Consider the following 22,058-nt stretch of genomic DNA (forward strand, 5'->3'; position numbering starts at 1 on the left):
CTTATCCCATTCAATAATCCTGCACATATTGCCCGTTTTGAGCAAAAATGTGCAGGATTATAGTTAAAAAGCATTAAGCACAAGTATTCTTTGTCGGAAATATAGAACAATAACGGTAACTTTGCAGCCAATTTTTACAAAGATTACTTAAGATGACTAAAATTAAATTTAGCGTAACAACGCTGTTGCTTGCCATTGCAAGCAGCACTTTTGCAGGTGGTATTCTCACGAATACCAACCAGAGTGTGGCATTCCTCAAGAACCCTTCTCGCGACGCAGCGATAGGTCTTGACGGTGTGTATAGCAACCCGGCAGGTGTGGTTTTCATGCCGGAGGGATTCCATCTTGCTTTCAACTGGCAGTATGCGCACCAAACACGCACCATCACTTCCACCAACCCGCTATTCCTTTTGGGAAAAAAGAACAGCAGCGCGGTGAAGACTTTCGAAGGCATAGCAGACGCTCCTTTCATTCCTTCGATACAAGCGGCAATGAACAAAGGCAATTGGAGTCTGCAATTTAATTTCTCCATCCCCGGCGGTGGCGGTGTATGTGAGTTTGCAAACGGTCTCGGTTCGTTCGAAAGTGCGGTTGGATCGATAGCAAAACAACTCGAACCGCTCGGAGCAACAGGATATGACGTTGACGCATACATGCGCGGACGACAGTATTTCATCGGTTTGCAGTTGGGCGCGGCATATAAAGTGACACCTAATTTCTCGGTATATGGCGGTCTGCGCGCACTCTACGGAGACGCTTCATACAAAGCAAGACTGAGCAACATACAGGTGAAAATGGGTGCAGACACATACGTTGATTTCGCAAGTTTCCTGAACAACGCCACCGCAACGATAAACAAGAAGGTATGGCAGACAGAACTCGCAATCGCCAACGGACAGATTACACCGGAGCAGGCAGCACAAGGTCTTGCAACAGCACAGGCCACATTGAGACAACTTGAGGCTCTTCAGAAATACTCACAAGGTGTGAACCTGATGAGCAATCAGACCGGATTCGGCATTGCTCCGGTAATCGGCATAGACTGGAAGGTTGGCGATTTCAACCTTGCAGCAAAGTATGAGTTCAACACTCAGATGAAGATGAAGAACAACTCTACACTCGAAAAGGCGATGGAGATTGAGGCAATGAACAAATTCCAAGACCAGACTGAAGTTGATGAGGATGCTCCGGCACTGTTCACCATTGGTGCACAATGGACAGCAATACCGGGAGTGAACCTCAGCCTCGGCTATCATCACTATTTCGACACCGATGCTCACTGGTATAACCACTCAGAGAAGAAACTCGCAGGTGGCACAAACGAGTATCTCGCAGGTGTGGAGTGGGACATAACGGACAAAATAAACGTATCGGCAGGCGGACAACTCACACGTTACCAACTCACCGACGACTATATGAACGATATGTCATTCGTGGTAAACTCATACAGTTACGGCTTCGGCATGACCTATAAATTCAACAAAACGGTCAAGGCTTCGATAGCATATTTCCAGACAAACTACGAGAACTACGACCGCGTGACAAAGGCCGATCCTAATACAGGCGCAACCATTGTGGGCGATTCGTTCACACGAACAAACCACGCTCTGGGTATCGGAGTTGAAATATCAATATAAGAAACAATTCCAAATGCGTTTCAATTTATGCTGAATTGCAACGCAAATTGGGCGAAATTACCAAACAAAATGGGCGAGATTGCACTGCAATTTCGCCCATTTTGTTTTTCGAAAGATAAGATGCCGTGTTCTTACTTCATAACTTGCATTATGTTAAGAATAGTCTCTTTGTTTCCATCATTTAACCAAACGCGACCAATCTTGTTGTCAATCTTAGTCACCTTGTAGTCTTTCGTGAACGAACCAACGAATACTCCCTTCACATTATCACCCACACTGTAGTTAGGTTTGATAGGAATAACCTTCACTTCGCTCTTATTCGCCTCTTTCAAAGAACTTGCAAAACCAAGATAGAGAACCTTGTCACCATCGACTCTCACTAGCACACCTTCAGTCTTTTTACCGTCTTCGTTAACCACAATAGGAGCACCCTGTTGGAATTCTCCGTTTTTCAACACAACAAAACTGTTCGGCTTGAGTTGTTCGTTCTCGTGACCTTGTGCGATACCTGTACCTTCGGCATTGTAACTAAGATCAAGATAGTGTACCTTAGGCATTGTAGGGTCGCTGTCATCAGTAACGATTGCACGCTGCATTCCTGAACCACTCTGCCACCATGTCAAAACCACATCACCCTTCTTCGCCTTCGCATCCTTGTATATAGGAATGAGCAGGTTGTTAGGATAGCGTACATCCTTGCCCGAAAGTTTGGTGTTGTTTTCACCGGCATCTGCTATTGTAGAATTGTAGTAGATAGCGGTGGCACCTTTGATGTCCTCGCCATCCTCCATAGCAGACTCGTAATTGCTGGGATAAAGTACATACTCGATGTTATCGACATCCTCAAGTGCAGAACCTTCGGCCATAGTAAAAGAACCCATAGGGCCTATTTTCTTACCTTCTTCATTCTTTGTGACATTCTGCTCTGTGCTGTCACCATCTTTGTTTTCACCCTTGTTTTTGCCATTGGTGCAACTTGCAAATACTGTAATGCCAAATGCTAATGCTGCAAAAAAATAGATCTTTTTCATTTGATTTTCGAATTAAGTTATTAAAATTTAGTCGTTTAAATGTATCTTTGTATGTTTCGCAAAGTTAGTAAAAAAAACAATACACATTACTTTTTGAACAATAAAAGCAACGTGATTTAAGTTTTTTTGACAGAAGGACAGAAACTATGCACAGAAAGACATGAATTTTTAAAGACATAAAGGAGGATTTATGCCGGCGTAACGTCATTACAGTGGATCAACATCAAAATAAATCTGAAGCGAGACATATTGTTTGTTCTGCATCATGTCATGCTCTGCCTGTCTAAGATAGTGGCGCACGAGGGCAAGGTCGATGCCGAGTTCAAGTTTCAATACTATCTTGCGTATATTCATTGTTTTTATTTTTGCCACGGCAGGCTTATCCGGACCGAGCACTCTCACGCCGAACCACTGTCTCAGTCGCGCCCCCATCTCCATCGCCGCACTCTCTATCACGCGTTCGTCCTTGTGCTTCATATATACATATATAAGGTGAGTGAAGGGAGGATAGCGGAAATCGCGCCTCTCCTGTTCAAGGTCTTTGAAGTAAGAAGAGAAATCATTGGCAACCACCTGTTGCACTATCGGCAGGTCTTTGTTCTTCGTTTGTAACAGCACAAGCCCCCGTCGCCCCTTGCGTCCGGCACGTCCGCTCACCTGCGACATCATCATGAAGGCATGTTCGTAGGCACGGAAATCGGGATAGTTGAGCATCGAGTCGGCATTGAGGATTCCCACAACGGATACTCGGTCGAAGTCAAGTCCCTTGGTAACCATCTGCGTACCGATGAGGATATTTGTCTTTCCGGCCGAGAAGTCACCTATGATGCGCTCGTATGCACTGCGTGTGCGGGTGGTATCGAGATCCATTCGCGCCACATTTGCATCGGGGAACAGTTCCAGTATCTGGTTTTCCACCTTCTCGGTGCCGAACCCTCTTCCTTTCAAGTCCTGACTATCGCAGTTCGGGCAGCGGTCGGGCACGCTGTATGTGAAACCGCAATAGTGGCATGTGAGTTGCGATGTGTTCTTATGGAAAGTAAGTGAAACGTCACAGTTGCTGCATCGCGGCACCCATCCGCACATCTTGCATTCCACCATTGGTGCAAAACCGCGACGATTCTGGAACAGTATCACCTGCTCGCCCTTATCAAGTGCGCTACGCATCGATCCAATAAGTTGGGGCGAGAAAGCACCGTGCATCATCTTCCTTCGCTGCAAGTCTTTCGTATCGACGACACGTATTTCCGGCATCGCGATGTCCTTATAGCGTGTGGTGAGGGTGGCACCGGCATATTTTCCGGTAAGTACGTTATGGTAAGACTCCGCAGATGGCGTTGCCGTTCCGAGCAAAGTCTTCGCCCCATACATTGCCGCAAGCACTATCGCCGCCGACCTTGCATGATAGCGCGGGGCAGGGTCTTGCTGCTTGAACGACGTTTCGTGCTCTTCGTCAACTATCACAAGTCCGAGCCGTTGGAACGGAAGAAAAACGGCAGAGCGGGCTCCCAGCACCACACTGTAAGGCGTTTCGGACAGTTGTTTCTGCCATATCTCAACACGTTCGGCATCGCTGTATTTTGAATGATATATGCCAAGGCGGTTCCCGAACACCCGTTGCAAGCGTTGCTGCATCTGCACCGTGAGGGCAATCTCAGGCATGAGATAGAGCACTTGTTCGTGACGGTCGATGGCACGCTTTATCAAGTGTATGTAGAGTTCGGTCTTTCCGCTCGACGTAACACCGTGTAGCAGCACCACATTCTTCTGCAAGAATCCCATCAATATGTCGTTATAGGCATCTTGCTGGGCTGCGTTTAGTTTCTGTATTTTCGTATAGTCGGGTTCGGTACTTTGATTAAGCCTCCCCACTTCGCGCTCGTATTTTATCAAGAAACCTTTGTCTATCAGCGATTTCAACACCGTAGCGGTGCAGTGTGTGGCATTCATCAGTTCGTCGCGCGACAGTTCTGTTATCGTTTCTCGCGGCACATCACCCTCCATCTTGTCCCAACCTGTCATGGCAAGGAATGTCTCGAACACGCGGCGTTGCTTGTCGGCGCGTCGCATCATATCGAGAGCCAAATGCAGATTTTGTTCCGAACGCCATTTGGGTGACAAGTCGAGAAAGGTCTCTGTGCGTGGTTTGTAGCCCTCCTCGCTCTTCATTCCGCTCGGCATGGCAGCCTTGAAAACATCGCCTATGGGAGACATATAATATTCGGAAATCCACTGCCACAACTTCATCTGCTGCTCGCGAACCACCGGCTGTTCATCGAGCACCTGCTCTATCGGCTTCCACTTCATTTCCGGCTCTGTCTGATGTACCTTCACCGCCATAGCAATGTAATGCTTGCTCTTGCCCAACGGCACGAGAACACGCACGCCCATACTCACACGACCCACCCATTGTTCGGGCAGGCCGTAGGTGAACAGCCCCTCAAGAGGGACGGGAAGTATCACATCTACGAAGTACATAAATATCGCACAATTTGTATGTGGTGCTGCAAAGTTAATATTTTTATCGTAGTTTCACGGAGGTATGCACATCATATTTTGCGCTGCAAGGGTAAAAATGTTAGTTAAGGATTTCAAATTAGAGGGCAGAATAATGTGAGGAATTAAAAAAAATGGTTACTTTTGCGACTTTATTGGTGCAGGGATTGGCAGAGAAGAAGTGTCTCACGTCGGGTTATCATGACCGCATCCTTGTATATTAAATCGGAAACAGGAAATGAAAACATACGACAGGATAGAAGCAGAAAGGAAGATTAACGAACTCGGACAGACCGACAAAGCGTTTTTCTTCATTTTCAGTTACGATCAAAGCCAAGTTTATATAGAAGAAACCGAGAATATCGACAGTAACGAACTGTTGGTGGCATTTCCCGATTTCTCGAACATAAGGCCTGGCATGCCGTGCCTAACGGACAATCCGACGCTTGAGTTCAACCTGCCCGACCGAGAGCAATACGAACGAAGCATAAACCTCGTGAAGCGAAACCAGCGTGAGGGAAACAGTTATCTGGCCAACCTCACATGCCGCGTGCCCATAAAGACAAACCTCAGCATGCGCGACATCTGCCTCCATTCGCAGGCAAGATACCGTTGCTGGCTGAAAGATAGGTTTGTATGCTTCTCGCCGGAGACGTTCATCAAGATCAACAATGGCATCATATCTTCTTTCCCTATGAAAGGAACGCTCGATGCTACACTGCCTGATGCCGAGCATTTGCTCATGAACAACAGGAAGGAAGCGGCCGAGCACGCCACGATTGTGGATCTTATACGCAACGACCTGAGCCAAGTGGCCGAACAGGTAAGTGTGGAGAGATACAGATATGTGGAGCACCTGACCACACACAAGGGCGAGATACTGCAAACAAGTTCGGAAATAACGGGCAGATTGACCGACTATTACCGCGCACATCTCGGCGAAATGCTCCTGCGACTGCTCCCTGCAGGCTCGATAACCGGTGCTCCGAAACCGAAAACGATGCAGATAATAAGTGAGGCGGAGGGCTACGAACGCGGTTTCTACACAGGAATTATGGGCTATTCAAAGGGCGGCGACATGGACACGGCGGTGATGATACGCTTCATTGACCAAGTGAACGGCCAACTATTCTACAAGGCCGGAGGTGGCATTACTGCCCAAAGCAACAACGACGACGAATATAACGAAGTGATAGAGAAGATTTATGTGCCGATTTATTGAAACGATAAAGGTTGTCGATGGGAAGATAATGAATCTCGAAAGACATGTGCAACGTGTCATGAAGACTGCCAAACACTTCCAATACAACGAATTACACATAGACCGCGAGCGACTTGAAAGCATCGCAAAGGCATCTGTAGGCATTTCAAAACTGCGTTTCATATATGACTGCACAGGCATTCACGACATCACTTGCACGCCATACATGATGCGCCGGATAAGCCAACTATTGCTTGCTGACGGCAATGCGATTGATTACTCGTTCAAATATGAAGACCGGACTATGCTCGACAGCATGAAGAGACACTCCGGAAAAGAAACCGAGATGCTGATAGTGAAAGACGGATTCGTCACCGACACCACCTATACCAACGTGGTTTTCAACGACGGAAAGCAATGGCTGACACCGCGAAAACCGCTTTTGGCAGGCACGAAACGCGCTCTTCTGATAGAAAAAGGCCTCATCACGGAGCACGACATCAAACCCTCAGACATCAACAACTATCACAGCATCGCACTGTTCAACGCCATGATAGAACTCGGCGAGGCTGTTCTGCCAATATCGGCAATAAAAAAATAGTAAACCATTACACGAAAAACGGGCGGCCACTCCAATGGAGCAGTCGCCCGTCGCGCGATTATTACCATTATGGTAAAGCTTTCTTAGAAATAGTAAGAGGCATGTATCTGCCAAGCATTGGCACGCCCCTTGAGCACGGTCTTTACTCCTTCGACAATTTCAAGTTCGCCGGTCTTTCCACAAACGATGTTGTAGTTGGCACCAACCTGAAAGTGATCCATCAGCATTACGCCGGCACCTACATTGATACTGAACGTCGAATTATCCAGTTTCCATGTAGTATTTTCAAGCAATTTTTCATCTTTGTTACCAACATTTAATGCAAATTGCGGACCAAACGCAATATAACCACTTGCCATTGAGCCAAGACCGATGCCGTAACGAAGGTTCACCGGAATGTTCACTGCCTTCTCCTTAATTTTCTCTTTGGAATTTTCGATCTCAGTCTCACGCTGGTCGTAGAGTGCACTGGCATCAATACCGACACCCACAATGGGGAGAGTGAACTTAACGGTAGGGCCCACGAAGAAACCTGTGCGGTTCTTTGTTTTTACAACTTTTTTGTCGAGAGACATATCAGTCACGTTAAGACCGGCTCTCAGACCAAATTTCACCTGCGCCTGTGACGGCGTTGCTACCATCATTGCCACGGCAACGAGGATAAGGGTAATAGTTTTTCTCATTAGATATTTGTGTTAAATGATTAATATTATGGGCAGAACGAGCCTGCCCGATTAAAGGTTTCATATTAATGACGCTGCCTGCGCACAGACACGCGAGGCTGCGAAGAGGAGCCTGACGACGATTGAGACGGGGTGCGTGTCTTCGCTTTCGAAGGCTCTGCCTGACTCGGCTTGTCGCGGCGCGAACGTTTCTGGGTTTTCACTTTCTTGCCGCCGGTGTTGGCAATGCTATCGAGTGAGTCCTTACGTTGCTGATTACCCCATATATTCTTTTCGAACTCCTGCAACTCCATTTCTATGCGTTTCTGCTCCTTTGTCATTGCAGAGTCGTTGCTGCAATACTGTGCAAGCGTCTTACCAAGCATGTTATTGGTCTTGTATATCTTACCGCGATACATGTTCTTGGTGAAATAGTCATCGACACTCATAGTGGCAGCGTTGTTGAGATTGCTCGTCATTATCGTCTGCTTGCTCAAGAACGGAGCCAAATCCTCATACTTAACCCAGAACAGTGGGTACTTTGCTGCACCGTCACCGAAATCGTCTTCGCGGCTCATTATCGGACAAAGGGCAAGCACCTTGGTATGGAATGTGGCCGAAGCCTGATCGTAGTAGGCACTCTCCTTTATATAATATCCTTTTACTTCGCGCGAGGGGATGTCACTGTTGTCGATGCGTGTGCGTCCGTTCTGGTCTTTCTCGTAGAATATGTGGTAGTTGTCGAGGAATGCCTTCTGTGCCACACGGGCATCATCGGTGAACACCTCGTTACCGTCAAGACGATATTCATACACTTTCACACTGCCGCTCATCATCAGTTTGAAGATGTATGTGAAGAGATTCATCTGCGAACCGATAGCCTCAACAGGGTAATACAACCCGGCATTGGCATCCTCGTTGAGGTCGAGTTCACGATAAATGTCGCGTCGCCACACAACATCTTCCGACATCGACTGTGCCGTAGGGAAAGAAATCTGCGCCCTTGTGGAAAGTTGTTGCGAGCGGTTACTCTTCTGTTGCTGCTGCTCTGCACGGCGTTTCTGCGGCTGTGCGTTTACCGAGAGCACAGCCACCGTTGCGAGCAATATCATCAATATCTTTTTCATAAGTGTCTGTTTGTTTCTTGTTTTACTTTATGATCACCTCCATCGAAGCGTTCAACTGGCGGGAAATACCGTCCGGACCCACTGCCGTGACACGCGAAATGTAGAAGCGGCGGTTGCGCGACAGTTTGCGGAATGCATCCTTCTGACGCTCGCTGAACTGTGTTCCGTTGCTCACCATAGGCACGGCATTACCCATATTATCGAAGAACACGGCCTCGAAACCGGTCACACGGAACTCTATATCGAGCAGTCCGTCATCGATTGCTGCCTTTATGCCCGAAGCATTCATAAGCGAAGCCTTGGCCAGTCCTCCGCCACGGAATCGGTTGTCACCTACAATCATATAAGGAGTCGGGTCTGGCAACTTGCGCACATGGAATGTGAACGGAGCCAGCGTACGTGTCCTCCCATTATCGGTAACCGAGATGTTGAACGTAACATCCTTGCCCACAGCCGATGGTATGGCAATGAAACGACCGTTACCTGTCGGTGTCAGAGTTCCGCCACTCATGCTAACACGAACCTGATTGGCAGGAATACCGGGCACACTGACGCTCATCGGGTTCTTGAATCCCGCATAAAGCACATTCATAAGGTCGGCCGCCACCGTTGCACCGTCGGGTGTCGGTATGACGCTATATTTCTGAGTGAAGTCGCGGCGCAGTTGTTCGCCTGCCGCATTGCGGGTTATGAGATAACCGCTGAACTGATGTTCGCCCACGCCACCGGCAGTGAACGAGTAGCGCCCGTTCACGGTATTCACACGCGTTCCGTTGACATAAATCTCCGGTTGCATCGTTGTATCCACCGCTGCCATCACTATCTGCGACACGAACTGCTCGCCCGGATATAGCGTAGTCTTCTCCGGAATAACGAAAGCATCGAGTTTATTGACGCGAATATCCTTCAAATCAATATTCGCCACGAGTGTATGCAGCACCTCACCCTCGGCATAACGTATGTCGCTTTGCAACTTCGAGAGCAGTGTTACGGCCGCTGCCACAGGCATATTCTCGAACATATATTCCTGCCAATTCTTGCCCATTGTTGTGGCATTCTTCGGCACCTGTGTCGATAGGTTGCTGCTTATGATTTTCTTCTGCTGCTCGTCTGTAACCATTGACAGAATCTGTTGGCGGTAAGAGTTTATGGCATCATACAGAGCCTTGCCCTTTCCCGAGCCCGGAGCGAGCATCACATGGGTAGCAGCATCAAGATTATCCTTGTTTTCAATGTTCTTAACGTCACCGTCCTTGCCATCGGCTTCGCGCACGATAGCCTCTTTCAGTTGTTGCGCCATGTTATATAGCGAATCGCTCATCTGCTTCACCCGCGTGGCCTTCTCAAACCATTGGCGCACCTTCTCGGGATTTTTAGCCATCTGAGCCTCAAAGTCTCCGTATATTGTTGCGTTCTGTCTGCCGGAGTTTTCGGTGGTTCTGTTGAGACTTTCCTCAACAATAGAGAACCCCTGCAGCACTTCCGTGGAAACGTTGAGCGCAAGCATTGCCAAAAGTACGATATACATCAGATTGATCATCTTTTGGCGAGGAGATACTGGTCTTTTCTTTATTGCCATCTATTAGAATACCGGTTTACGTATTACGGATTTGTTTTTTACTGCTGTGGGGCAGCACCTGCGGCACGCATATTCACCGTCATGGCCTCTATCATGCGGGTGTATATACTGTTGAGTTGCTCTATCTGGTCTGCCATCTTGCGTGTCTGGGCATTTATTTCGTCGATTGTACCAATCTGAGAACTTGCGCTCTTGAGTTGCATCTCATATATCTTGCATATACCGGTGAGTGTACGGTTGAGGTTTTCCATTTCCTCCGAATCGGTGGTAAGACGCTGACTCTGCTCTGAAACCTTCTGAAGCACCTCGGTGAGTTTCTTCAGTTCCTCCACGTATGCACCTGCCGCCTCTGCCATATCGGGAACTACGGGCTGCGGGATGATGCCTGCCTGATCAACAGCGGCGGCCACCGGCTGACCGATTGGCTCATCGTAAGCCTCACCTCCCTGAGCGATACCGCTCTGACTGCCACCGACAATACCGCTACCACCTATTATAATAGTAGCGGGTCGGCCGGCATGCTGCAATCCTTCGGTTTCCACATCTTCGGCCACATCAGGCACTTTGTTATCATCGTTGTCTTCATCACCAAGATGAGTAGGCAAATCCATTCCTATCGCTGTCTTGTCAAACGGACGGTCGAACGCCGAGATAAAGAACACGAACACCTCGGTACCCATACCGATGTAGAGCATCAGACTCGCACCGGCCAAGTGATTCAACTTGAACAATGCACCTAAAATAACGAGCGAGGCACCCCAACTGTAAGCATAATTGAGGAAAGTCTGACCCGGAACGCTGTCCATCCACTTCTGCAGACGGTAAACGAAATTCAATTTGCTGTATCTTGTCATCTTTTGATTTCTTAAAGTTTATTTTTTCTTACCTTTCTTCTGCTTACCACTTGTGGTGTTCGCCATTGAGCGAACGCAGCGGAATCCGATGTACGAACGCGGCTGGTTCTGATATTCCCACGTGCGCCATGCCGAACGGATGTAACTTTCAGGGTCTTTCCATGAGCCGCCACGCACGCTTTTTTTCTTTAGTTTATAAGGGTCTTCCTTGGCCGCTTTATATTCCAACTGCGGGTTAAGGTCGTTCATGGCATCAACTCCCGCCTCGGTGTATATGGTGCTTGTCCACTCTGCCACGTTGCCGGCCATGTCGTGCAGTCCGTTGCTGTTGGCAGTGTAGATTCCCGCACGGCTCGTTATAAGGTTGCCGTCCTTGGTATAGTTGCCACGGTCGGGCTTAAAGTTGGCATTGAAACAGCCTCGACCGTTTGCCGGGTCGCCACTCTCCCAAGGGAACTCGTTGCCGTCTTTTCCGCGTGCGGCATACTCCCATTCGGCCTCTGTCGGCAGGCGATAGCGTTGTATGAATCGCGCCTCACCGCCCAATCCTTTCAGTAGATAGTCTGTTCGCCATGCACAGAAAGCATTTGCCTGCTCCCAAGTGACACCCACAACAGGATATTCATTATAAGAAGGGCTGCTGAAATATGTGCGCATATACACCTCGTTATCGCTGTTCTGGAAATCATTCACCCAGCAAGTGGTGTCGGGATATACGTTCACTATGTATGTGTTAAGGAAGTCCCACTCGCTCGATAGCGGCCGATTGATGGTCTCACGCACAATCCTTCCTTCGTCATCAATATACGCCGTGTCTTTCGAAATCATCACAATCTCGTCGGGGTTTATTGTGACATCGGTATTAAGATTGCGCTCTTCCGGGCGCAGACGGTTGCGGCGCAATGCTGCCGTGGTGTAGTCGTAAATCTCGTAACGATAGTTCAGTTGTGCAGCGTCGAGAAGTTTCTCGCCCGTCACGGGATTAGTTACATACAGACTTTCAAAAGCGCGGAGTTCGTCCTCGTTGGGCTTTCGCGGCAATGCCTTTTTCCAGTTGAGATGCGGAGTGACAGGATCGCCGTTCTTGTCTTCGGTTATCAAGTATGTCTCATCGCCTCCGTATGCCGGGTCGGCGAGACGAGTGCGGAGTATAGAGTCGCGCACCCAATAAACGAATTGCTTGTATTTGGAATTTGTTACCTCGGTCTCATCCATCCAGAATCCGTCAACCGATATATCTTTCACCGGAGTGGTTTTGCCCCAGAGACTGTCTTGTTTTTCTATTCCCATGCGTAGGAATCCACGTGGCACTTGGGTCATCCCGTATGGTGTCGGCTCAACGAAGCCACGTCCGCCGCCAATGCCGGTCACCTCGCCGCCTCTTCCCGAAACAGAAGTGCCCTTGCTGCCCATGCACGAAGCAAGAACGGCAAGCGACATCACGGCAAAAGCGATAAGTATCCTATTCCTTTTCATCTTATGTTATATCTGTTTTGTTTCTTTTTTAGTTATTTCTCTACCGAGCAACGTTACAGATAGCGCACGCTCTTATGCAGATTTCGGCCTTTCTTACGGAAGTTCAAGTCCATTTGATAGCCCACGAACAACTCATGACTTCCGTTTGCCGGACTTATTTTAGAGGTGTAAACCTCGTAACTGTAACCAAGGTTGAAGCCGTGGAAACTCCCTCCCACGAACGCCGTAACCGAGTTTTTCGGGCTATATCCAACGCCTCCGTAGAGTCGTTTTTTCTCGTTCTGATACAGCAATCGCGCCGTAACGTCGGCACGGTAACCCGTACCGTCATAACGCACAATGGTTGACATCGGTATAGTTAGAAACGGATTTCTCAGCCGAATATTGTATCCGCCGGTCAAATAATATGTGCGATCTATCTTCAATTCGTTCCTCTCGCCCAACTCGATGAGCGGAGCCGTTGCGTGCTGGAGCGACACTCCGGAATACCAAGTGCCGTGTGTATAGTAAATTCCGGCACCCAAATCAACGGAGTTTCCTTTCAAGTCTGAGCCCGTGAAGGCCGGGTCTGAAGGGTCGCCGACATCGATTTTCGAGCCGTCAAAGCCCTCAAGAATTAGTCCGGCTTGCACTCCCACGCTCATCACACCACCGAAAAGCGGACGCTTCAAGGCATACTGCACCGACATACGCTGATGCGTGAAAACACCGATTTTGTCGTTAAGCAACTGAACACCGGCTCCATGAAAACTATTCATGAAACTAAATGGCGCATCCGCGCTTGCATACATCGTCTTCGGATTGTTCTCAAAACCTACAAACTGCATGGAGTAGGCTCCCACGATGTTCACCTTATCCTGCTTACCAATGGCTGCAGGGTTGAAATAGGGTTCCATGTCGAAATAGTGACTGAAGGCCACGTCATATTGTGCCATAGCCGACTGCGCAACCATGACAAACAAAAACAAAATTATCCTTGATCGTTTAAACACAGAATTATAACGCAGCATTCCCGCTTTTATTGTCATTCACCACAACTTTAGCACACCATATTTAATATAAACAACCCTACAACAGCGCCTCAACAACTATCCATCTGCCATCTATTCCTCATTCCCCGCATTCCAATTCAGCCTATTTTGCAAAGCAAATTCGCCCATTTTGCTCTGCAATTTCGCCGAAATTGCAGTCCCAAATATTATATTTTGAAACACAAAGCGTTGTGAGTTGCTTAAAAATTAGTATCTTTGCATTGAAAGAAACAACCTCCTCGCGCACTCTTGTTGCTCAACAAACTTTTTAAATTCATACTTAAGATTGTAAGTTTTAGCACATCCCCATTCGCCATTAATCATTAAGGTATAATCTGTTTCCTTTGCCAGAAGTTATTCACTTTTAATATTATAAGTGATGCAATATTTTTAATTTAAACTCAATATATTCCTTTGTTAATAAAGGTTTCAGAGCGGTCTTTGATTTTTTGATTTGAAAATGACAGAGTTTTTTTGCAGTCTAGACTGCAAGATTATGAACGTCGGTAGCTATATTTTCTCCCAAGTTGTGGATTATATCCCTCGTTATCAGTTCGACAAACTCGTAGATAAGTATCGTGGAAACTGACACGCAAAGGACTTGACATGCTACAACCAGTTGCTACACCTGTTGTTCGGTCAGATTACAAGTTGCGATTCCCTGCGTGATATATGCATGTGCCTCGAAGCACATAAGCCGATTCTCTATCACATTGGTTTTCGAAATACCGTCAACCAGTCGTCACTCTCCCGTGCCAACGAGAAGCGGGACTATCGCATATACGAGGAATTGGGAACATATCTCATCAGCGTTGTAAGGCCGTTGTATGCAAAGACTTCTATTCCAGAGATAACCGTCGACAATGTCCTCTATGCACTTGATTCCACAACCATCTCCACCAGTATAAAACTGGCTACATGGGCCTTGGGGAAATACAGCCGGGGTGCTGTGAAGATACATACGCTGCTGGATCTGCGAGGCAGCATTCCTGCCAACATTCATATAACCAATGGCAGATGGCATGACAGCAACGAACTGGATGTCCTCGAACCTGAGCCTTTCGCCTTCTATATGATGGACAAGGCTTATGTCGACTTCGACGCACTGTTCCGTTTCCACTTGGCAGGTGCTTACTGGGTAAGCCGTCCGAAGGAGAACATGAAATATGAAGTCTTAGGACACAGGAAACTGAGCGCTTCCGATGTGGAAGGTGGTATCATAGGTGATTTCACCATTCGCCTGACCACCAAGACGGTTGCCCTCTATCCAGAGCCGATACGCGCAGTCTGCATCTATGATGAAGAAGCCGAAGAAGAAATCGTATTCATTACGAACAACTTCGAAATCAGCGCATTGGAAGTGGCTTGCCTGTACAGACACAGATGGGATATTGAAGTTTTCTTCAAATGGGTCAAGCAGAACATTGTAGTGAAGACCCTGTGGGGATACTCCGAGAATGCCGTGCGCACCCATTTGTGGATAGCAATCATCGCTTATCTGATTATAGCCAGAATCAAGGCGGACTACAAAAGTCCATATTCCATCACCGAGGTGGCCACGCTGATAAGAATATCAGCCTTGGAGAAGACTTCACTCAGAGAAATCATCACCAAGCCATGCGAATCTGTCAGTCTCAATCAATATGTCAAAGAACTCACTCTTTTTGATAATGTATAACTTAACGCGATTTTATCGCATCAGTAATATTTTAATATCATTTAGTTTCTTCATTTTTTACTTTGATATATTCTTCTTTAAGTATTGATACTCCTGTTAAAATCTCATCGTTTTCCTCTTCTAAAGCTTTTACATTTACATCATATTGTTCTGGAAAATGACAAAACTCTCTTGCCATTCTTTTAAGGCCCTCATAACAGCAATAGGCTGGTGTATTTTTCCCTTTGACACCCATTGAGGAAATAGACTCATCAAATAAAGGCTCATCAATATTCCTGTCAAATATAGATTTAACAACATTATTACTTAATTGAATAAAATAAGGAATTCTCACAACTTTATATCCAATATCTTCATAAAATTTTTGGTTTTCAAAATCCGCCTTTATACGTTCAGGGTTTTGATAATGTTGCACACCATCGAACTCAATTATAAGTTTTAGATTTTCACACCTGTAGTCCGGTCTAATTTTGCGTTTAGATCCTTTAATAGTCTTATCATGAATCCATTCTTCTGTAGGAATTTCTGGAAAAATAACTTTAAGATAGTCTTCCATTCCAGTTCTATGAAGCCCCGTAACTTCGTCTTTTCCAGCCTTCTCAGCCATGCGCTTAGTTTCTCTAAGAAAACCCCACTTTTGTTTTTTTTCATTCATATAATTATCTTTCATAGTTTTGTAATTATTACAGTTCAATAGTATATTAAGTTATAAATTAACTATTAGAAATAGCATACATATCATTCTCCCTTTAGTCTCTTTAGTCCTTTACATAACTGACTGGGAACAATTTGGGAACATTTATAAAATAAGAAAAAGCTAAGTATTGATAAGTCAATTACTTAGCTTTTTGCTTTGTACCCAGACCCGGGATCGAACCGGGATGGATTGCTCCACTGGTGTTTGAGACCAGCGCGTCTACCGATTCCGCCATCTGGGCTTAGCGAAAAACGTCTTGATGACGAATGCGGGTGCAAAGATAATTCTTTTTTGGCAAAAAACAAAGGAAATGGAAAAAATAATTAAATAAATGCGCAAAAGTTTGTTTGACCGGTTTATTTTTGTTATTTTCGTAGCATAATTCAAATCTAATAATATGAGAACTCGGAATAAAGATAACTTCTGTGTTATCTTGGCGGGTGGAAAGGGTCGGAGACTATGGCCATGCAGTCGCGAAGATATGCCCAAACAGTTTGTAGATTTCTTCTCGACCGGCAGGACGTTGCTGCAACAGACTTTCGACAGGATGAGCAAGTTGATTCCGGTGGAGAATATATATGTCAACACAAACAACGTATATGCTCATTTCGTAGATGAACAACTCCCCGAAATTCCTATTGGAAATATTCTCAGCGAACCGATATTCCGTAACACGGCACCAAGCACTGCATGGGCCACATATCGCATTTACCACAATAACAGCAGTGCGAGGATTGTGATGACACCGAGCGATATGGCAGTATTCAACGAGGAGGCATTCCTTGACAACATAGAGAGAGGATTGGGGCTCGTATCCGACCGCGATGCTCTCCTGGCAATGGGCGTAAAACCTACTCGGCCCGAACCGGGATATGGGTATATACAATATGATGAAAAAGGCGAAACAGACTTTGTTTTCCCAGTAAAGTCGTTCACGGAGAAGCCGGAGCGCAGTTTCGCGGAAATGTTTATGAAGAGCGGAGAGTTTCTCTGGAATAGCGGACTGTTCATCGCAAACGCGAAATACCTGCGCCATTCGTTGAGGCAGATATTCCCCACGGTGCTCACAAAGTTTGATGACGAGAACCATGTATGGAATCTTGAGGAGGAGACGGCATATATAAACGAGAATTTCCCATCCTATCCTAATCTTTCCATCGATATGGGTATTCTGGAGAAGAGCGAGAATGTATATGTCATGCAGTGTGATTTCGGTTGGGCAGACCTCGGCATGTGGCACACCATCTACGACAGTATGCGCAAGAGTGATGATGACAACGTTAGCATCGGAGGAAAGATGATAATAGAGGAGAGTCACGGCAATATAATCAAACTGCCCGACGACCACATCGGTATCATAAATGGCTTGGAGGATTTCATTGTAGCAGAGAACGGCAATGTGCTACTAATCTGCAAGCGTGAGGACTCATCTGCACTTATCAGGAAATATATCAATGACGTGCAGATGAAATACGGTGACAAGTATATTTGACGTATTCACGAATGTTTTTGTGGCACGAGGTGCTTTATCGACCATTCTCGTTTCACGTGAAAGGATATTGCAAAGGCGCGTAAATACTTGCGAATACAAGATACTGGGATAACAACCGACCTGCAAAATGGGCGAAATTGGTCAGCAATTTCGCCCATTTTACTTTTCAATTTCGCCCAATTTGGTTGGCAAATTCGCCTAAATTGGTGTATGAAGTATTTGGATTTTAACCCCTATCGGGCATTAACGTCCTTGAGTTTTGAGGGATAAATCTATATCAACGTATAAAGCATGTACACCCAATGCGCACAAATGGCAGCACATATTCCGCCAATGGTGTGCGAGATGATGGCTTTCGATGTGAGTTCGCGGTAGCCCAACGAGTCGAGCATGGCAGTGTGAGTGCTAAGGAATCCACTCCAGCACATACCGATGGCGGTACATACAGCAACCGCGTTTCCGTCTATCCACCCTTGCGATGCGAAATTAGGAATCAGACTCAATGCCGCTCCTACGGCTCCAAGTGCAGTGATGGGGAATGCTATCTGATGCGGGTCGGAGAATCCGAACAGGAAATTGAACACCACGTCAATCTTCCCTGCCAGCATCGGCAATGTCTGTGTTCCCTCATACGCCGCTCCGGTATATGTTCCGTCGGCACTCGGTCCGAACGTTAGTATCATCACGATGGTGGAAATAATGAGCACACCGGGGATAATGGCAAGACCAATGTCAACGCCCGAACGTCCTCCGTCAAGCAACGAATTGAGTATGCGGACGAATAGAGAGGTGGGCTGTTCATGTTCGACGGCTTTAACCAGAGTGTCCTGTGCCGCTTCTCCTGTTGCCGCATCGGCATTCTCTTCGGCATATTTAGGATACTCTTTCAATACGAAATACTGCATGAAACGTGTTGAGACAATGCAACCGATGAACGCTCCGAAAAGACCTATGAACGGCTCTACGCCATAGCCCTGCCCCACCATGAAAATCACAACGATAAGCCCCATACCGAATGCCGTACCGAAATTGGTCAGCGATATGAACTGGTATTTCTTGAAATAACCACTGAATCGCTTGTCGCGCGACAGCGTAATGATTGCAGGGTTGTCAGAAAGGAATGTCATCACCGCACCCAGCGAAGCAACACCCGGCAAATTGAAGAGCGGGCGCATCATTGGTCGGAGAAGTTTTTCCAGCAGTGCCACAACACCAAACTCCATGAAAATCTTACCTACGGCACCTGTAAGCACACATATTGCCATGAGATACAAACACGTGTTCAGCAACAAGTCGTGAGCAGTCTTCATGATAGTGTTCATCATTTGTGAAACACCCATTATCGAACCGATATAACAGAAGATGCCAACCACTATGGCGAGGCATAAAATGCCCGAAGGAATGAAACGACCAATGATTTTTGTCGGATTTTTCATTACAAGTATTTTAAGGTTTTTTATTTTGGCCGCAAAGATAAGAATAAGATTTGTAATACAAACATTTTGTCACGAAAAAATTCAAATAAATATTCTCTTGGCGGAAAGAACAAACTCTGTGTGCCCCCACATTTCAGTAACGAAGCATTGAATGGTTCTTTGTTTTTTACACATATAAAATGAAATGACCCCGAAAATTATTTTGAAAAATGTAACATTTATCAAAATTTATTTGTAATTTTGCACTCAATCTCAACCTTTCTTCAAGGTCTGATTTTTACATACAGGCTTTACAGCCAACCTAAAATATAAAAATTATAGGCACTCAATGTATGTATAAGAGGATGCCGAAATTTTCAGAAACGCATCTTCCTCCTTTGCTAAAGTTCACAAAATCAGCAAGTTGCAATATTTGCCGATATGGCCGAGTTATGTAAAGACGCAACTATTCGTACAGTTTCCAACGACTGTAATGAGGTGAGGTGGTATGTACTTTTACTACCTTATGGGCATCGTGGTTCGCCCTCAGCAGGACTTCAAGCAGAACTGGAATTGCGCAAAAGGAAGGGCGAAAAGGAGTTCGAGTATTTCGCCCCATCTTATATGGAGGTGAAAAGCGTCAGAGGAAAAATGACCAAGACCTCCCGCCCACTTCTGTTCAATTATGTTTTTGTGCATGCTTCCGAGGCCGAAATATACAAAATGAAGCGCAGCACGTTGCATAAGTATAATTTCCTGCCGCGAGTTCGTGAAGATGACAGACAATACTACCCTTATCTCACCGATTCGGCAATGGAAAACCTGCGCTGGGTGGCGCGGGCATACGATGACGTACTGCCGGTATATACACCCGAACCGGACAAACTGATGAGAGGCGACAGGGTGAGAATAACCGATGGGCAGTTCATGGGGATAGAGGCAACGGTAATGATACAACCCGGTGCAGGACAAAAGAGTGTTATGGTATGTGTGGAAGACTGGCTTTGGGTGCCGCTGCTATATGTGAAGCAAGGGCAATATGAAGTAGTGGCTTTAAACGAAAGCGGCAAACACATATACACCAAACTCAATAACGACCGCCTTTTCACGAAAATGCACGAGGCCATAATCCACTACCATTCGGCAGAAAGAGTGACCGATGACGACCGCCGAACGGCTCAAGAAATAATAAACCTCTTCGGCTCTCTCGAAATGCCCACACCGATACTCCGCTGCAAGCACTACTCTCTGCTACTCCCCGCCTACCTCGTACTCGGCCGAACAGAAGACATGAACGCCTTGCTCCACAAGGCTGACAGCGTATTAAGCGGAATAAAGGCAGAACAAGTTGCCGCCCTCCTCCTTACAACTCTCTATGGATGCACAGGAAATGCTTGCTATCAGGTACAGGCAAGTAATATAATAAACAGATGGGAGGAGGAGAAAGAGTCCAAGCATAATAAACAGATAATAATAATGTTTTTCAAAAAATATAAAAATCTACATTTCCCGTATCAACGAGAAGTTTTTAAACCTAACGGCGCAATAGATGAACAAGTTACTGTCCATGAATAAATGGCTGATAATAATTTGAGACAATGAGTTCTTTAAAACAGCAAACTATGTCCGGTGTCTTCTGGCAATTTATGCAGAAGATGCTTGGACAGATAATCACATTCACTGTATCAGTAGTATTAGCACGTCTTATATTACCTTCAGACTATGGTACTGTTGCCCTTGCCGGAATGTACACCGTATTGCTCGGAATATTCATCGACTGCGGTTTAGGTGCAGCCTTAATTCAGAAAAAGGATGTAGATGACTTGGATTTATCCACAATATTCTGGGCACAATTGTGTTTTGCCACGATAATATACACAATGCTATTCTTTTCTGCGCCATATTTCTCTGAAATGTTCAAAGACGACAGATTGACACCTATACTCCGCGTGTCTGCACTGTTAATGCCTCTCGGTACATTGTCAACCATACAGACTTCCATAATAAGTAGGAAGATGGCATTTAAGACTTATTTTTACAGTACTTTGGCCAGTTCGTTATTATCAGGAGTAATCGGCATTGTCATGGCTTTCAAAGGCTATGGAGCATGGGCCTTGGTTGGACAATATATGTCAAGCAGTATAATTGGAACACTGACTGTATATTTACAAGTAAGATGGTTGCCGAGTCTGAAATTTTCCAAGGAGAGATTTCTTGGATTATTCTCGTATGGGTGGAAATATTCGAGTGCAGGTCTGATTGGAACTATTTGTAGTCAATTACGTGGATATATCATAGGCTTCTATTATTCTAAAGCAGATTTGGCTTTTTATAACAGGGGTGAGGGAATTCCCGGAATAATAACGAAGAATGTTTCAGGAACTATTAGCAGTGTTCTTTTTCCTGCTTTGACAAAACTACAGGATGACAAGTTTGCCGTGAAACGCGCATTAAGCCGTTCCATGAAGACATGCAGTTATATTATGCTACCTCTTCTAATTGGTTTGGCGGCAGTTTCTGACAAATTGGTAATACTTTTATACACAGACAAATGGAGTCAGTGCATACCTTTCATGCAGGTAATTTGTATTATGGAATGTATAAGTTTATTGGCTACGGCTAATTTACAAGCACTTAATGCTATAGGGCGGGCAGATGTTGTATTGAAATTGGAATTCTATAAGAAACCATTAATGTTGGCAATACTTATTTTTACAGCTTTTATAAGTCCTTTGGCAATCTGTGTAGGTATGTTGGTATATTCATTTTACTCTTTTGTTGTAAATGCGTTCCCAAATCGCAAACTGCTTTCATATCCAATAATAGAACAACTAAAAGATATTGGAAGTAATTCCATACTTGCGTTATCAATGGGAAGTGTAGTTTATTTCATTGGAATTATTTTACAATTCAACGATTTGATAGTTTTGCTTCTTCAAATAATGTTCGGTATTGCTTATTATATTATTATTTCAATGTTAACCAAGAATGAAAGTTATATTTTTGTTAGAGACATGATACTAAATCAAATAAAAAACAAAAGTCATATCGTAGTGCAAAATTAAATTGAAATAAGTATTT

At 45.7% G+C, this 22,058-nt stretch carries 16 protein-coding genes, 1 tRNA gene and 1 pseudogene; 7 read left to right on the plus strand and 11 right to left on the minus strand.

Annotated elements, in window-relative coordinates; genetic code table 11:
• The first annotated feature begins 152 nt into the window (after positions 1-152).
• A complete protein-coding gene (locus EHV08_RS05990) occupies positions 153-1,637 on the plus strand; it encodes a transporter (RefSeq protein ID WP_126678512.1) in 1,485 nt (494 codons plus the stop codon).
• Between the two features lie 131 nt (positions 1,638-1,768).
• On the opposite strand, the gene EHV08_RS05995 is transcribed toward EHV08_RS05990, so the two are convergent.
• Positions 1,769-2,668 carry a hypothetical protein gene (locus EHV08_RS05995; RefSeq protein ID WP_126678513.1) on the minus strand — a complete coding sequence of 300 codons (900 nt, stop codon included), beginning with the start codon at positions 2,666-2,668 and terminating at the stop codon, positions 1,769-1,771.
• Between the two features lie 207 nt (positions 2,669-2,875).
• A complete protein-coding gene (priA, locus tag EHV08_RS06000) occupies positions 2,876-5,146 on the minus strand; it encodes a replication restart helicase PriA (RefSeq protein ID WP_126678514.1) in 2,271 nt (756 codons plus the stop codon).
• A 256-nt stretch (positions 5,147-5,402) separates the two neighbouring features.
• On the opposite strand from priA, the gene EHV08_RS06005 reads away from it, so the two are divergent.
• Positions 5,403-6,386, plus strand: coding sequence for an aminodeoxychorismate synthase component I (locus EHV08_RS06005; RefSeq protein WP_126678515.1), 984 nt, complete (start codon positions 5,403-5,405; stop codon positions 6,384-6,386).
• Complete coding sequence (locus EHV08_RS06010; RefSeq protein ID WP_126678516.1) at positions 6,370-6,966, plus strand: aminotransferase class IV; 597 nt, start codon at positions 6,370-6,372, stop codon at positions 6,964-6,966. The genes EHV08_RS06005 and EHV08_RS06010 overlap by 17 nt, the downstream gene beginning before the upstream one ends.
• A gap of 83 nt (positions 6,967-7,049) precedes the next feature.
• Here EHV08_RS06010 and EHV08_RS06015 read toward each other — a convergent pair whose 3' ends face one another.
• The 6 genes from EHV08_RS06015 to EHV08_RS06040 all read right to left on the minus strand — a co-directional run bounded on the left by EHV08_RS06015 (position 7,050) and on the right by EHV08_RS06040 (position 13,656).
• The gene (locus tag EHV08_RS06015) at positions 7,050-7,649 is read right to left on the minus strand and encodes a porin family protein (protein ID WP_126678517.1); all 600 of its coding nucleotides are present in this window, start codon (positions 7,647-7,649) and stop codon (positions 7,050-7,052) included.
• A 65-nt stretch (positions 7,650-7,714) separates the two neighbouring features.
• Positions 7,715-8,755: a type IX secretion system ring subunit PorN/GldN gene (gene porN, locus EHV08_RS06020; protein ID WP_126678518.1), complete on the minus strand. Its 1,041-nt coding sequence runs from the start codon at positions 8,753-8,755 to the stop codon at positions 7,715-7,717.
• A 22-nt stretch (positions 8,756-8,777) separates the two neighbouring features.
• Positions 8,778-10,334, minus strand: coding sequence for a type IX secretion system motor protein PorM/GldM (gene porM / locus EHV08_RS06025; protein WP_126678519.1), 1,557 nt, complete (start codon positions 10,332-10,334; stop codon positions 8,778-8,780).
• 38 nt (positions 10,335-10,372) lie between these two features.
• Positions 10,373-11,188, minus strand: a complete 816-nt coding sequence (gene porL / locus EHV08_RS06030) for a type IX secretion system motor protein PorL/GldL (protein WP_126678520.1) — start codon at positions 11,186-11,188, stop codon at positions 10,373-10,375.
• Between the two features lie 18 nt (positions 11,189-11,206).
• The gene (gene porK, locus EHV08_RS06035) at positions 11,207-12,628 is read right to left on the minus strand and encodes a T9SS ring complex lipoprotein PorK/GldK (protein ID WP_238988083.1); all 1,422 of its coding nucleotides are present in this window, start codon (positions 12,626-12,628) and stop codon (positions 11,207-11,209) included.
• A gap of 89 nt (positions 12,629-12,717) precedes the next feature.
• Positions 12,718-13,656, minus strand: a complete 939-nt coding sequence (locus tag EHV08_RS06040) for a PorP/SprF family type IX secretion system membrane protein (RefSeq protein WP_455430455.1) — start codon at positions 13,654-13,656, stop codon at positions 12,718-12,720.
• Positions 13,657-14,191: 535 nt separating this feature from the next.
• Between EHV08_RS06040 and EHV08_RS06045 the strand changes: the two are divergent.
• Positions 14,192-15,373, plus strand: a pseudogene (locus tag EHV08_RS06045) (IS4 family transposase).
• Positions 15,374-15,410: 37 nt separating this feature from the next.
• On the opposite strand, the gene EHV08_RS06050 reads toward EHV08_RS06045, so the two are convergent.
• Together EHV08_RS06050 and EHV08_RS06055 are read right to left on the minus strand one after the other, a co-directional pair.
• Positions 15,411-16,043, minus strand: a complete 633-nt coding sequence (locus EHV08_RS06050) for a DUF559 domain-containing protein (protein ID WP_238988021.1) — start codon at positions 16,041-16,043, stop codon at positions 15,411-15,413.
• 186 nt (positions 16,044-16,229) lie between these two features.
• Positions 16,230-16,311: transfer RNA gene (locus EHV08_RS06055), tRNA-Leu, on the minus strand.
• A 156-nt stretch (positions 16,312-16,467) separates the two neighbouring features.
• Here EHV08_RS06055 and EHV08_RS06060 point away from each other — a divergent pair.
• A complete protein-coding gene (locus EHV08_RS06060) occupies positions 16,468-17,562 on the plus strand; it encodes a mannose-1-phosphate guanylyltransferase (protein ID WP_126678522.1) in 1,095 nt (364 codons plus the stop codon).
• A gap of 272 nt (positions 17,563-17,834) precedes the next feature.
• On the opposite strand, the gene EHV08_RS06065 is transcribed toward EHV08_RS06060, so the two are convergent.
• Positions 17,835-18,998 carry a nucleoside recognition domain-containing protein gene (locus EHV08_RS06065; protein WP_126678523.1) on the minus strand — a complete coding sequence of 388 codons (1,164 nt, stop codon included), beginning with the start codon at positions 18,996-18,998 and terminating at the stop codon, positions 17,835-17,837.
• A 420-nt stretch (positions 18,999-19,418) separates the two neighbouring features.
• On the opposite strand from EHV08_RS06065, the gene EHV08_RS06070 reads away from it, so the two are divergent.
• A complete protein-coding gene (locus EHV08_RS06070) occupies positions 19,419-20,552 on the plus strand; it encodes a transcriptional regulator (protein ID WP_203227058.1) in 1,134 nt (377 codons plus the stop codon).
• Between the two features lie 23 nt (positions 20,553-20,575).
• Positions 20,576-22,042 carry a lipopolysaccharide biosynthesis protein gene (locus EHV08_RS06075; RefSeq protein ID WP_126678524.1) on the plus strand — a complete coding sequence of 489 codons (1,467 nt, stop codon included), beginning with the start codon at positions 20,576-20,578 and terminating at the stop codon, positions 22,040-22,042.
• Positions 22,043-22,058 lie beyond the last annotated feature (16 nt).

The organism is Prevotella koreensis, from assembly GCF_003977605.1.
Taxonomy (GTDB): domain Bacteria; phylum Bacteroidota; class Bacteroidia; order Bacteroidales; family Bacteroidaceae; genus Prevotella; species Prevotella koreensis.

Excerpts from the sequence above, each read along its gene's own strand:
- EHV08_RS06065 (WP_126678523.1), bottom strand. The coding sequence starts at position 18,998 with ATGAAAAATCCGACAAAAATCATTGGTCGTTTCATTCCTTCGGGCATT.
- EHV08_RS06015 (WP_126678517.1), bottom strand. The coding sequence starts at position 7,649 with ATGAGAAAAACTATTACCCTTATCCTCGTTGCCGTGGCAATGATGGTA.
- porK (WP_238988083.1), bottom strand. The coding sequence starts at position 12,628 with ATGTCGCTTGCCGTTCTTGCTTCGTGCATGGGCAGCAAGGGCACTTCT.
- EHV08_RS06005 (WP_126678515.1), top strand. The coding sequence starts at position 5,403 with ATGAAAACATACGACAGGATAGAAGCAGAAAGGAAGATTAACGAACTC.
- EHV08_RS06010 (WP_126678516.1), top strand. The coding sequence starts at position 6,370 with ATGTGCCGATTTATTGAAACGATAAAGGTTGTCGATGGGAAGATAATG.
- porM (WP_126678519.1), bottom strand. The coding sequence starts at position 10,334 with ATGGCAATAAAGAAAAGACCAGTATCTCCTCGCCAAAAGATGATCAAT.
- EHV08_RS06060 (WP_126678522.1), top strand. The coding sequence starts at position 16,468 with ATGAGAACTCGGAATAAAGATAACTTCTGTGTTATCTTGGCGGGTGGA.
- porL (WP_126678520.1), bottom strand. The coding sequence starts at position 11,188 with ATGACAAGATACAGCAAATTGAATTTCGTTTACCGTCTGCAGAAGTGG.
- EHV08_RS05990 (WP_126678512.1), top strand. The coding sequence starts at position 153 with ATGACTAAAATTAAATTTAGCGTAACAACGCTGTTGCTTGCCATTGCA.
- EHV08_RS05995 (WP_126678513.1), bottom strand. The coding sequence starts at position 2,668 with ATGAAAAAGATCTATTTTTTTGCAGCATTAGCATTTGGCATTACAGTA.
- porN (WP_126678518.1), bottom strand. The coding sequence starts at position 8,755 with ATGAAAAAGATATTGATGATATTGCTCGCAACGGTGGCTGTGCTCTCG.
- EHV08_RS06075 (WP_126678524.1), top strand. The coding sequence starts at position 20,576 with ATGAGTTCTTTAAAACAGCAAACTATGTCCGGTGTCTTCTGGCAATTT.
- EHV08_RS06070 (WP_203227058.1), top strand. The coding sequence starts at position 19,419 with ATGGCCGAGTTATGTAAAGACGCAACTATTCGTACAGTTTCCAACGAC.
- EHV08_RS06050 (WP_238988021.1), bottom strand. The coding sequence starts at position 16,043 with ATGAAAGATAATTATATGAATGAAAAAAAACAAAAGTGGGGTTTTCTT.
- priA (WP_126678514.1), bottom strand. The coding sequence starts at position 5,146 with ATGTACTTCGTAGATGTGATACTTCCCGTCCCTCTTGAGGGGCTGTTC.